12 protein-coding genes are annotated in these 11,948 nt (G+C 43.2%); 1 reads left to right on the forward strand and 11 read right to left on the reverse strand.

Annotated elements, in window-relative coordinates; translation table 11 throughout:
- Window positions 1-18: 18 nt before the first annotated feature.
- The 7 genes from RZO55_RS02245 to RZO55_RS02275 all read right to left on the reverse strand — a co-directional run bounded on the left by RZO55_RS02245 (window position 19) and on the right by RZO55_RS02275 (window position 6,663).
- Window positions 19-1,698 carry a DEAD/DEAH box helicase gene (locus RZO55_RS02245; protein ID WP_318062680.1) on the reverse strand — a complete coding sequence of 560 codons (1,680 nt, stop codon included), beginning with the start codon at window positions 1,696-1,698 and terminating at the stop codon, window positions 19-21.
- A gap of 189 nt (window positions 1,699-1,887) precedes the next feature.
- Entirely contained in the window at window positions 1,888-2,817 is a 930-nt protein-coding gene (locus tag RZO55_RS02250) for a magnesium transporter CorA family protein (protein ID WP_318062681.1), read from the reverse strand.
- A 170-nt stretch (window positions 2,818-2,987) separates the two neighbouring features.
- Window positions 2,988-3,584 (reverse strand): cytidylate kinase-like family protein, encoded by a 597-nt coding sequence (locus RZO55_RS02255; RefSeq protein ID WP_318062682.1) that lies wholly within the window; start codon window positions 3,582-3,584, stop codon window positions 2,988-2,990.
- Window positions 3,585-3,599: 15 nt separating this feature from the next.
- Window positions 3,600-4,262: an amino acid ABC transporter permease gene (locus RZO55_RS02260; RefSeq protein WP_318062683.1), complete on the reverse strand. Its 663-nt coding sequence runs from the start codon at window positions 4,260-4,262 to the stop codon at window positions 3,600-3,602.
- Window positions 4,256-4,987: an amino acid ABC transporter permease gene (locus RZO55_RS02265; RefSeq protein WP_439100012.1), complete on the reverse strand. Its 732-nt coding sequence runs from the start codon at window positions 4,985-4,987 to the stop codon at window positions 4,256-4,258. The genes RZO55_RS02260 and RZO55_RS02265 overlap by 7 nt, the downstream gene beginning before the upstream one ends.
- A gap of 29 nt (window positions 4,988-5,016) precedes the next feature.
- Window positions 5,017-5,898: a transporter substrate-binding domain-containing protein gene (locus RZO55_RS02270; protein ID WP_318062685.1), complete on the reverse strand. Its 882-nt coding sequence runs from the start codon at window positions 5,896-5,898 to the stop codon at window positions 5,017-5,019.
- 42 nt (window positions 5,899-5,940) lie between these two features.
- Complete coding sequence (locus tag RZO55_RS02275) at window positions 5,941-6,663, reverse strand: amino acid ABC transporter ATP-binding protein (protein ID WP_318062692.1); 723 nt, start codon at window positions 6,661-6,663, stop codon at window positions 5,941-5,943.
- A 705-nt stretch (window positions 6,664-7,368) separates the two neighbouring features.
- On the opposite strand from RZO55_RS02275, the gene RZO55_RS02280 reads away from it, so the two are divergent.
- Window positions 7,369-7,569 carry a UDP-N-acetylmuramoyl-tripeptide--D-alanyl-D-alanine ligase gene (locus RZO55_RS02280; protein ID WP_318062686.1) on the forward strand — a complete coding sequence of 67 codons (201 nt, stop codon included), beginning with the start codon at window positions 7,369-7,371 and terminating at the stop codon, window positions 7,567-7,569.
- Between the two features lie 257 nt (window positions 7,570-7,826).
- Here the strand turns inward: RZO55_RS02280 and RZO55_RS02285 are convergent, their stop codons facing one another.
- Genes RZO55_RS02285 through RZO55_RS02300 form a run of 4 tightly spaced genes read right to left on the reverse strand, consistent with a single transcriptional unit; the run spans window position 7,827 to window position 11,697 of the window.
- Window positions 7,827-8,822, reverse strand: a complete 996-nt coding sequence (locus RZO55_RS02285) for an ABC transporter ATP-binding protein (protein ID WP_318062687.1) — start codon at window positions 8,820-8,822, stop codon at window positions 7,827-7,829.
- A complete protein-coding gene (locus RZO55_RS02290; protein WP_318062688.1) occupies window positions 8,812-9,843 on the reverse strand; it encodes an ABC transporter ATP-binding protein in 1,032 nt (343 codons plus the stop codon). The genes RZO55_RS02285 and RZO55_RS02290 overlap by 11 nt, the downstream gene beginning before the upstream one ends.
- Window positions 9,844-9,858: 15 nt before the next feature.
- Window positions 9,859-10,737: an ABC transporter permease gene (locus RZO55_RS02295; RefSeq protein WP_318062689.1), complete on the reverse strand. Its 879-nt coding sequence runs from the start codon at window positions 10,735-10,737 to the stop codon at window positions 9,859-9,861.
- A gap of 6 nt (window positions 10,738-10,743) precedes the next feature.
- A complete protein-coding gene (locus tag RZO55_RS02300) occupies window positions 10,744-11,697 on the reverse strand; it encodes an ABC transporter permease (protein ID WP_318062690.1) in 954 nt (317 codons plus the stop codon).
- Between the last annotated feature and the right edge of the window lie 251 nt (window positions 11,698-11,948).

Consider the following 11,948-nt stretch of genomic DNA (forward strand, 5'->3'; position numbering starts at 1 on the left):
TGTTCAGCTCCTGAAAATTTATCTGCTTTTTCCGTTGGCTTTTTCCATATGGATATTTTTACCTTTGATCTTTACATCTTTCATCGCAGTCAGCACGGCATCAGCACTTTCTCTTGGAACTTCAACAAATGTATATTTGTCATACATATCGATGCTTCCAACCATCTTCCCGGGCATACGGGATTCTCCGGCAATGGCACCAAGAATATCTCCTGGTTTAACGTTCTGGTTTTTACCGATGTTAATGAATAAGCGAGCCATGTCTTCTCTGGTAGAAGATTCATATCTTCCGCCGTTTCCTCCGCGGCTGTTGCTGCTGCTTCTTCCTCTGCCTCTGTTTCCGCCTCCGAAGCCTTCCAGCTCGTCAAGGGAACGAGGTTGTCTGGTATCGATGATGTCTTCGTTCTCCTCACCCATCATCATCTTTAAAAGAGCTGCTGCCAGATCAAGAGAAGTGTAATCCTCTTCCAGAAGCTTTTTCTCAATGATATTGACCGTCTTGCTGAGATCGCTATCACCAATGGTTGCTACAACGCCTTCCAGGATCTTATCCACCTTAATGGCGGTAACATCATTAAGAGATGGAATTGCCTGAGGTACGATCTTGGTCTTGCAGTAACGCTGAATGTCACGGAGCTTATAAACTTCCTTGCCTACCACGAAGCTGAATGCGATACCTTCACGACCTGCACGACCTGTACGGCCGATGCGGTGTACGTAGTACTCGTCATCCTGGGGGAGATCATAGTTAAATACCGCTTCTACATCGTCTACGTCGATTCCACGGGCTGCTACATCAGTTGCCACCAGAATCTCTGTCTTACCGTTACGGAAGCTGTTCATGACACGGTCACGCTGGATCTGCTTTAAGTCTCCGTGAAGACCTTCTGCAAAATATCCTCTTCCCTGAAGTGACTGCACCAACTCATCTACCTGCTTTTTCGTATTACAGAAAACAACAGAAAGCTTCGGTGCATACATGTCTAAAAGACGGCACATTACTTCCACTTTGCTCTTCGGTTTCACCTCATAATAATACTGGGTTACCTTCGGTACAGTCAGCTCTTTCTTCACTACCTTTACCTGTACCGGATCCTTCTGGAACTTTCTTGCAATATCTGAAATAGCAGGAGGCATGGTTGCGGAGAACATAACTGTCTGTCGTTCTTCAGGAAGCTGGCTTAAGATGGTTTCCATGTCCTCTAAAAATCCCATGTTGAGCATCTCGTCTGCCTCATCCATCACGACAGTATGGACAAAATCATATTTAACGGTCTTCCGGCGCATATGGTCCATCACACGTCCCGGTGTTCCGATAATAATCTGAGTGCCGTCTTTTAAAGAACGGATCTGTTTCACAATGTCCTGGCCTCCGTAGATAGGGACAACCTTCACACCATGCATATATTTAGCAAGCCTGCGGACCTCATCAGCCACCTGAATAGCAAGCTCTCTGGTAGGACAGAGTGCCACCGCCTGAAGCTTTTTTACCTTAGGGTCAATTTTCTGTAACAGGGGAATACCAAAGGCAGCGGTCTTTCCAGTTCCTGTCTGGGCTTGACCAATGATATCTCTTCCCTCCATCTGAACCGGTATTGCCTGGGTCTGGATCGGAGATGCCTCTTCAAATCCCATATCTGCTACTGCCCGCAGAATTCTTTCATCTAGTTGTAATTCGTCAAATCTTACTGTCTCCATAAATGATTAATTCCTTTCTCATTGCCAACCGGGTTCTTATGTTGCCGACGGCCGCACAAACACACTATCGCAAACAAAACGAGAGATATCAGGCACGTTTCAGACCTTCATCCTCTCGTTTCACACAAAAGTAAACTATAGCAGATTTTTTTTTCCGTGTCAAGGGAATCGCTTTAAATACCTAATATATTATTTTTTTAACCACCCTTTTCGGGTAAAATACCATATTTCTCCAATAATCAAAAGGATGCTGACGAGGATGCAGACAGGATATCCGTAAGTCCAGTTAAGCTCCGGCATGTTTTTAAAATTCATGCCATACCAGCCTGCGATCAGGGACAGGGGCGCAAATACGGCCGTTACCATGGTAAGAAAGGATAATGCATGATTCTGCTTCATATCCATTCGTACCTGATACATTTCACGGATCTGCTGCGCGTATTCCCGCAGTTCTTTTCCATACTCCGAAAGCCTCGCCATTCTCCCTGTAAACAAGTGGAACAGCGCCTGCTCATCTTTTTTTAACAGACCGTTGTAATTCTCCGTTAAGGTCTGGCTCATATTCATCAGCTGTCCGTAATAGGAGGTAACCTTTGCAAGCTCCTTTCTGGTTTTTAAAATAATTCCCAGTACATCCTCACTTTCCTTTCTGCCGCTCATGATTCTATCTTCCATCTCTGTTAAGTGTTCCTCATATTTCTGAAGATATACAATCTCGTCCCTGACCTGATATTCCAGAAACTCAAATAAAAGGTGGGCTGGGGTAGTTTTATCAAAAATTTCCGCCTTATCTATCTCCTTCATCATGCGCTCCGCTTCCCCGCTGTCATCAATAAAGAGAAGACGGGTCAGGTCCATGTAAAAGCCAAATGCCAGCGGACGTTTCAGAGGATTTTTTTTCACAGGAATTACAAAGGTGCCTAAAACACAGTCTTTTAACAGATCAGTCCTGCAATACTGGGCCCTCTCTAAATTACGGACCAGCAAATGATCCTGATAGCGGGTATGATGTCTGCTCCAGTATTCGTCCCTTGTTAAAATTTCAATCAGCACATCCTCTTCTGATACAGATTCCTCCGCTTTTACAGGAATCAGTCTTTTGTCTAATTTATACCTCACTTTAAGTTTCCTCCTAAAACCCGTACTTGGTCTTTTTCATGACCTGCCTTTTAAAGTTTAGTCCCTGCTATTTTTGTTGTCAATAGAACAGGCCCTTTTGGAAAATACTTCGGACTCTCATCCTAGTTTTACCAAAAAGGCCTATTCTAATAGGAAACTTTTAAATCATATCAGGCTCCAAATAACTGATGTACAATCTGGGCAATCAGCTTTGCTGTTCCAGTCACCCCAAGAAGAGAGGAATCAATCATCAGCTGCTTATGTTCCGGATTACCAGGTAAATAGCCGGCATATTTTTTATGATATGCATTTCGGGCCTTATCCACAGTGAGAATCATTCTTTTTGCCTCTCCCTCTGTCATTTCCAGCGTCTCCACACAGTTTTCCAGGCGTTTCTCATAAGAGGCATAAACAAAAATGTTGATGTTATTTTTTTCCTTTTCCAAAAGGAAATCAGAGCATCTGCCAACCAGAATGCAGCTGGACTTTTTTGCCAGATCGAGAATGATATCTTTCTGGACATCAAAGATAATATCCTGCATATACTCTTCATCCGTTCCAAGAGGAAACATCCTCGGCCAGAAGCTGTGCCTGGACTTCTCCTCCTCATCGCTGACCATTGAAACCGGCAGATTCAGCTTTTTCGCAACTTCCTCCACAATATCCCGGTCATAAAACTCCACGTCAAGGATCTGGGACAGCTCTTTGGCAATAGAACGCCCAAGACTTCCGAATTCACGGGTAATGGTGATCGTAAACTTCTCCATAACAGATGTACCTCCCTAACCGGTAACAATTGTTTTCTGATACCCCCTGACCACACAACTGAGTGTGAAACAGATGGCAAAGTAGCAGATGGCCTCAAATCCAAACAGCAGCATCATTCCCCGTACATCATAGATACTGCCCAGGACAACTGCGCAGTTTCTCATAAACTCGGCAACATCCACCATTTTCAAAAATGAGGTATCCTTGATAATGGTTATAACCTGGCTTAAAAGCGCCGGAATAACCTTCTTATACGTCTGGGGCAGAACAATGTACCACAACGTCTGTAAAAAGCTGAAGCCCTGGGACTGCGCCCCTTCAAACTGCCCCTTTGGAATAGAGTTTAATCCGCCCCGGAAGATCTCTGCCATAACTGCAGAGGTGAACAGAGATATGGCAAATACCGATACTCCTACTTTATTCCCCTTCACAGTAAAGTAGATCCAGAGAATCCACAAAAGGTTGGGTGTGCAGCGGAAAAATTCTGTGTATGCCGCCACAACGGCTCCCGCCCACTTCCATTTACCGGAAGAATACGTCCGGATCAGTGCCAGTATGGTTCCGAAAAATATACTGATTATGGTAGCAAGCACGGCGATGAGAACCGTCATCCGCAGTCCCCTCAGCATAAAAAGTATATTTGCCGGTGTAAATATCTGTTGAATTAATTCTAACATGCCGCCTCCTCGTCTGCCTGTATATCAAGCTTTTTTGCAACCGGCAGCCGCATGGAGCGGATCTCTAAATATCTTGCCAGTCTGGCTAACGGGAAGCAAATGATAAAATACATCAGTGCACTGGTAAAATATGCCTGGGCAAAATACCCTCTGTCAGCACCCCAGGAATCCGTAAAATACATCAGATCCATACCGGCAACCATAGCCAGAATAGAGGTATTTTTCACCAGATTTAATGCCTGGTTGGCAAGAGGCGGCATAATAATCTTAACTGTCTGAGGCAGAATGATATGATACATGGTTTCCAGATAACTAAAGCCCTGGGATGCAGCTGCCTCGGACTGCCCCTTTGGTATGGCTTCAATTCCGGTTCTTATGACCTCGGATATGTAGGCACCATGATAGACTCCAACGCCGATTACCCCTAAAACAAACTTGGGGATACGAAATCCTGAGCTGGAAAATAACATGGGCAGAACCGAGTAATAACAAATGACCTGTAAAGCCAGAGGCGTATTCTGTATGAACTCCACGTAAATTCGCGAAATGATTCTTAGCAGCTTCCACTTAGAGGTAGAGAACACGCCGAATATCACTCCAAGGACCAGCGAAATCGCCAGCCCTGCCAGTGAAATCCGAAGTGTCATAAGAAATCCAGGGATATAATATTCGGGGAATGCTGTAAAAAGAGCACTCCATCGTTTTCCATCAAAAAGACCTTTTATCATGTCATTTTTCCTTTACTTAAAACAGCTTACTGTAATCCCCATTTATCCTGAAGGGTCTTCATAGAACCATCAGAAAGCATGGAAGTGACTTTTTTCTCTACTGCTTCTGCAAGTCCTGTATTGTCCTTTGCTGCTGCAACGCCATAATCCTGTTCAGCAAAACGATCTTCCAGGATCTGATTGCCGTCATTTACATAACCTGCAAGGATTGCGCGGTCAACAGAGAAACAGTCGATCTGTTTGGTAGCCAGTGCCTGTGCCAGTGCCGGGTAACCATCGAATTCCTGAAACTCCGGATTTACCTTTAATCCCTTTTCATCCACATATTTTTTGAATCCGTCCTTAGTTGTGGAAGACTGAGCCACACCGATTATTTTTCCGTCTAAATCTTCAATAGAATTGATCCCGGAATCCTTATTTACTAAAAGACCAACTGCATCGGTATAGTACGGAGTGGAAAAATTATAGGTTTCTTTTCTTTCTGCTGTAATGGTGAAGGTTGCAATAACCAGGTCGATTTCTCCATTCTCTAATAAAGGTCCTCTGGTTTTAGCAGTCACGCCCTGGAATTTCACCAGTTTCTTTTCTTTTGCTTCGTCTGCGCTGCATCCAAAGATAGATCCTGCGATCTCATAGGCAAGATCATCCTCAAAGCCTTCGTATTCTCCAGTTGCGGTATTTTGTAAACTGAACTTTGGAATATCTGACTTACAGCCAACCTTTAACACTCCGCGGTCAATAATCTTCTGTACATCCTTCACAGCGGCTCCGCCTGCCTCTGCTGAAGAACCAGCTTCTTTCGTATCTGCTGCCGGTGCAGCCGTTGTCTCCGGTGTTTTAGAACCACATGCAGTTAATGCAGCTGCCATAACCAATGACAGTGCCAGTGATAAAATTCTTTTCTTCATAATTGTTTCCTCCTCAAAATTTTTAATATATTAAACAACGCCCTAATGAAGGATTTTGCTTAAGAACGCTTTCGTCCGCTCATGCTCCGGACATTCAAAGAAATGTTCCGGTGTTCCCTCTTCCACAATATAGCCGCCATCCATGAAGATTACCCGGTCCGCAACCTGACGGGCAAACCCCATCTCATGTGTCACACAGATCATGGTAATATTCTCATGAGCAAGCTCTACCATAACATTTAATACTTCCTGCACCATCTCAGGGTCCAGGGCAGAAGTCGGTTCGTCAAATAAAATCAGCGGCTGCTTCGTGCATAAAGCCCTAGCAATCGCCACCCTCTGCTGCTGTCCGCCGGAAAGCTGAACCGGATAATTACCCGCTTTCTCTTTTAAACCCACACGCTCTAAGCATTTCATTGCAATCTTTTTTGCTTCTTCCCTGGGAACATGCTGAAGTTTAACGGGTGCCAGTGTCAGATTTTCCAGAACAGTCAGATGAGGATATAAATTAAATTGCTGAAATACCATAGAGGAGTATCTCTTTGCCATTTCCAAATGATTCTTCTTTGTAACCTGTGTTCCTGCTACCGTGACGGTACCGCTGGTTGGTTCCTCCAAATAGTTAATACAACGGATAAACGTGGATTTTCCGGAGCCAGATGGTCCGATGATAACCAGTTTTTCCCCTTCCCTGACCGTAAGGCTGATATCCTTTAATACCTCCAGGTCTCCGAAGTTCTTTTTTAAGTTTTCAACTTTCACCATATCTGGCATGTTTCCAGCCCCTCTCTGTCTGATTTCTAAAAAAATGCATAAGGGCACCTAAGAATCTTAAGTTCTTAGGCGCCCTTGCCTTGTTGCGCTATGATATTGTTGTTATTATAAAAAGTTTTACCTGAAAAGTCAAGATATTTTTTAGCAGAGTAAAGTCATGAAGCAAACAAAATCATTGCAGACCGCATATAATCTGATAGTTAATCTAGTCTATTTACATTTCTGACCGGTAAATAATTCATCTGTGGCATTAAATCCACAGTTTGGTATTGATCTCAATATATATCTGATATTCCAGAACAAAATCAACTAACAAGCTAGTCTACAACGTTTTAGCATATCAGTAGTAAAAAACCTACTTAGCATGTTGATTAAAAGTTTTCTCAATATCACCCAAGGCATCTCGCCTTGTCAATATTTAAAATAAATAAAAATCAGAAAAACTGTTACCAATTTGAGTCTAAAACGTTTATATAATAGAGGTTATAAATAACTATTATGTATTATTAGTTTTAGTTTTTTAATAGGAGAGTAGGATACCAAGTTTAGGTTGAACAAACCGTCTATCATAATAAAGTATAGACGGTTTGTTTTATATAGACAGAAAGGTATTATTACTTTATTATGGATATAATATAATTGTCTAAATTTACTAAAACAGAGAAACAACAATAAGTCGCGTTCTATGGAGGGAAAATGAAATATAAAGAAAAATCTGGTGCAGTTACAATTATTGGAGATAATGTATCGCCTGTTAAAGTTTGTGATATAAAAAACGGTAGACCTAAAGTCAAACGATCAGAAACAGCCGATTATTATGAGTTCACTCTTATCTATTCATTATTTCATCGAGTCAAAAAAAAATATGACAAGAAAACGCTTAAAGAGATAAAATAGTTCAATAGTCAGGAAATGAAATAGTGGTATTATGAAAGTGTAAATTTACTTGCGGACTTGTGTCAATAACGTAGACACAAAAAGTTTAACTTCGGCTAATAATTGTAAGATACTAGAGAAATGTAATAACGGTAGAGTCCAAGTTATTAAACTCTGAGAAATACGAAACCGCTGCAAGCCTAATATCTAAAAGCTTTACAGCGGTCCGCAGCTAACTCAAATGTTAAAAATTGACTATAATAAGTTTTACGCAAAAGTCAAGATTTATTTTCCCCAGAGTAAGGACAGGAAACAAAATGACCCGGGGAAACTTCCCTCATTTCCGGTATATGATTTTTGCATTCTTCCCTGACATAAATACATCTTGTATGGAAATGGCAGCCTGTTGGAACATGCATGGGACTGGGAAGCTCCCCACTCAGCATGACTCGTCTGGACTGGGCTGCAAGTTTGGGATCTGCCAGCGGAATCGCAGAAAGCAGTGCCTTTGTGTAAGGGTGAAGGGGATTTTCATATAGCTCATCACTGTCAGCAATCTCTACCAGTCTTCCTAAATACATCACACCGATCCTGGTGGATATATGACGGACCATAGACAAATCGTGTGCAACGAACAGATAGGTAAGCCCCATCTCCTTCTGCAGATCTTCCAGCAGATTCACCACCTGAGCCTGTATGGATACATCCAGAGCAGATATGGGTTCATCGCAGAGAAGAAACTCCGGTTCTACTAACAGAGCTCTTGCGATCCCGATTCTCTGCCTCTGCCCTCCGGAGAACTCGTAAGCATATTTATACATATCATCCGGTTTCAATCCCACCTTCTTTAAGATTTCCACCATTCTGCCTTCCATCTCGTCAGAGGATATCCCGGATACCGCAGTCAGAGACTCTTTTAAAATCTCCCGTACATTGTGATGGGGATCTAATGAAGAGTATGGATCCTGAAAAATGATCTGCATCTGCCGGTGAACAGGAAGAAGCTGTCTTCCTGTTAAACCGGTAATGTCCTGGCCTTTAAATAAAATGGAGCCGGATGTGGGATCATACATACGAATCAGAGTTCTGCCCAGTGTGGATTTCCCGCACCCCGATTCTCCCACCAGCCCAAAGGTTTCCCCTTTCCGGATCTGAAGATTAATTTTATCCACCGCTTTTACTTCCGCTTTTTTCCTTCCAAAAAAGTCCTTTGCAGGGAAATATTTGCAGAGATCTCTTGCTTCCAGAAGGATTTCATTTCTGTTATTTTCCATGAGCTGTTACCTCCGCTTCCTGTTGGTCAAGCTCTTCCCCTGAATAGATGCACATAGCTCTCTGAGTGGTACTGTAAATGCGGTAACTGGGGATTTCTTTCCTGCATTCATCACATGCAAACTTACACCGCTCTGCAAAGGGACAGCCAGAGGGCGGATCAAGCAGGGATGGAGCCATGCCCGGAATGGGTTCCAGACGTTCTTTGCTGCCCGACTGTGGCTTGGGAACCGCGTGAAGAAGCGCCCTGGTATAAGGATGCTTCGGAGAATAGAAGATCTCCTCCGTAGTCCCCTCCTCCATTAATAGTCCGCCGTACATTACCGCAATTCTATGGCTTAAGCTGGCCACCACGCCTAAATCATGAGTAATGAGAATAATGCTCATCCCGGTTTCTTCCTGAAGGCTTTTAAGGAGATCTAAAATCTGGGCCTGAATCGTTACATCAAGAGCCGTGGTAGGCTCATCGGCAATTAAGAGCTTCGGCCTGCAGCAAAGAGCCATGGCGATCAGAACCCTCTGCCTCATGCCTCCCGAAAATTCGTGGGGATACTGTCCCAAACGCTTCTCCGGTGAGGGAATACCAACCTGCTCAAGTACTGCAATTGCTTCTTTTTTTGCCGCTTCCTTATTCATGCCGCGGTGTCGCTTTAATACCTCTATTAAGTGATAACCTATGGTTTTTAAGGGATTTAAAGCAGTCATGGGGTCCTGGAAAATCATAGCCATTTCTTTTCCCCGCATCTTTCTCATCTGCTCCGGGTCCATGGCAATCAAGTCCTCGCCCGCGAACGTAAGCTGATCTGCCTGAACCTCTGCATTATCTGGCATCAGTCCCATAACTGACTTCATAAGTACACTTTTTCCGCTTCCTGATTCCCCGACGACTGCCAGGATCTCACCAGTTTCCACGTACAGGCTGACTCCCCGCACTGCCTTCACTGTTCTGCCATGAGTATGGAAGGTGGTCCGAATGTCTGCAGCAGACAGTATATTTTCTTTCTTTTCCAATGTCTCTTCCAATTCTTCGTCCCTCCTTTACTCTTTCTCTCCGCTCATTACCTTTGGCTCAACGTAAACACGTAGCAGGTTACCAAGCTTATTGAATGCAAATATCGTTATAATAATCAAAAGACCCGGAATCAGTGCCATATGAAAGCTATTCTGCATGGTTCCCTGGGCATTTTGCAAAAGACTTCCCCAGGAAGACATGGGCTGCTGAATTCCAACTCCCAGAAAGCTTAAGGATGATTCCATCATAATGGCATCTGCCATACTGGTGGTCGCAGCTACAATGATTGTAGGGAATACCGAAGGTATAATATGACTGATTATGATTTTCCATGTACCTACTCCGGAAAAACCGGAATAAAGGATAAATTCCCGTTCTTTTAAGGACAGCGTCTCAGCCCGCACAAGTCTTGCAATCTCCATCCAGGTAAAAAGTCCTATCACTATAATAATGGACTTTATCCCAGGATTTAAAAAGATACTGACAACCGTTACCAGAACCATCCACGGAATAGAAAGAAGAATATCTACTATCCGCATCAGAATCATATCCACAATTCCGCCGGTAAATCCTGCTACCGTACCTGCCGCCACACCAATGGTTAAACTGGTGAGCATGGCTAAAAATGCAACAATCAGGGAAACTCTGCCTCCATAGATCACCCTTGCGAAATAATCCCTTCCCACTTCATCCGTACCAAACCAGTGGGCAAGAGACGGTTCTTTCAGCCTGTTGGCAATATCCGTAGCATTGGGTTCCATGGGAAGAAAAGGAGCCAGCAGTGCAAACAGGATAATAATTCCTAAAAGGACCAGGGAAAAGACAGCCGCTTTATCATGTTTTAAAGCCAGCTTTACACTGTCAATCCGAATTGATTTATCTTTATTTTTCTTTTCTTTTATCATTTCCCGTCACCCCATTTCCTTAATCCGCGGATCGATCAGGCAGTAAAGGATATCTGATAACAGATTTCCCAAGATAACCAAAGTGGAGGACAGCACCAGAATAATCATAACGATCGGGTAATCCATTCCCTGAATTGCTTTGATGAAATAAGGTCCCACTCCCGGCCAGCTGAAAACCGTTTCTGTAATAATAGATCCTGTAATCAGTAATCGAAATGCCATACCAAATCGCGTGATTACAGGTAAAAGCACGTTCTTGCATACATGCTTAAACATAATCTCACTCTTTGTCGCACCAAATGCCCTCTGTACCATGACATAATCCTCAGAAAACTGGGTCAGAGTGGAGGAACGGACATATTTAATATTTGCCGGCATAAACGCAATTGTAAGCGTTAAAAACGGCATAATAAAATGTTTTAAAAAATCAACTATGGAAGATTCCTTCCCCACCGCATGCATTCCAACAATGGGAAGCAGCTTCAGCTTATATCCCAGAACAAAGATAAGAAGCATGGCAAACCAGAAGGATGGAACCGCAATCCCCACCGATGAAACTGCGTCTATGATTTTATCAGTCTTTTTGTTCTTATTTGCACCCGCCATAAGCCCCAGTACCACAGCCAGAATGTAAGCAGTGATAAAAGCTGGAAGCACCAGTTTTACCGTATTTGGAATTCTGACTGCAAGATCTGCAGCAATGCTTTGTTTTGTTACAATGGAATATCCGAAATTACCGTTCATAACCCCGTCAAGCCAGCGGATATACTGTATATACACCGGCTGGTCATAACCGTACTTAGCTTTGATTAAATTGATTGTTTCCTGTGACATCTTTGGGGAGGTCATGGCATCAATGGCATCATAAGGCGCAAAATGCATCAGCGCGAAGCATAGGACCGATATGAGCAGGATCATGGGGAGGGCTGTTAATATCCGTTTCAGTATATACTTTGCCATATCATCTCTCCTTAATAAAGAAAGAGGTGTCTGCTGCAGCTAAAGGCAGCAGAACACCATTCTCTCTTTTTTTGCAGCTGCAATTACTTCTTCTGTAACTTGGAGGTATCCTCAAAGGTATAAACAGGAACCAGCTTTGCATCTTCAATACCTGATATACTTTTAGAAACTACTAAAAGGCGTTTGTTGGAATACATCGGATAGAAGCAGGCAGTATCCTGAACTTTCTTCTGAAGACTGGTGTAGATCTC

Source organism: Clostridium boliviensis (assembly GCF_033342255.1).
In the GTDB taxonomy this organism is placed as follows: domain Bacteria; phylum Bacillota; class Clostridia; order Lachnospirales; family Lachnospiraceae; genus Lacrimispora; species Lacrimispora boliviensis.

What these genes read in the sequence shown, in the direction of transcription:
- RZO55_RS02245 (WP_318062680.1), bottom strand. Translation starts at nt 1,698, where the DNA reads ATGGAGACAGTAAGATTTGACGAATTACAACTAGATGAAAGAATTCTG.
- RZO55_RS02255 (WP_318062682.1), bottom strand. Translation starts at nt 3,584, where the DNA reads ATGGAGAAGTTTACGATCACCATTACCCGTGAATTCGGAAGTCTTGGG.
- RZO55_RS02260 (WP_318062683.1), bottom strand. Translation starts at nt 4,262, where the DNA reads ATGTTAGAATTAATTCAACAGATATTTACACCGGCAAATATACTTTTT.
- RZO55_RS02270 (WP_318062685.1), bottom strand. Translation starts at nt 5,898, where the DNA reads ATGAAGAAAAGAATTTTATCACTGGCACTGTCATTGGTTATGGCAGCT.
- RZO55_RS02275 (WP_318062692.1), bottom strand. Translation starts at nt 6,663, where the DNA reads ATGGTGAAAGTTGAAAACTTAAAAAAGAACTTCGGAGACCTGGAGGTA.
- RZO55_RS02280 (WP_318062686.1), top strand. Translation starts at nt 7,369, where the DNA reads ATGAAATATAAAGAAAAATCTGGTGCAGTTACAATTATTGGAGATAAT.
- RZO55_RS02285 (WP_318062687.1), bottom strand. Translation starts at nt 8,822, where the DNA reads ATGGAAAATAACAGAAATGAAATCCTTCTGGAAGCAAGAGATCTCTGC.
- RZO55_RS02295 (WP_318062689.1), bottom strand. Translation starts at nt 10,737, where the DNA reads ATGATAAAAGAAAAGAAAAATAAAGATAAATCAATTCGGATTGACAGT.
- RZO55_RS02300 (WP_318062690.1), bottom strand. Translation starts at nt 11,697, where the DNA reads ATGGCAAAGTATATACTGAAACGGATATTAACAGCCCTCCCCATGATC.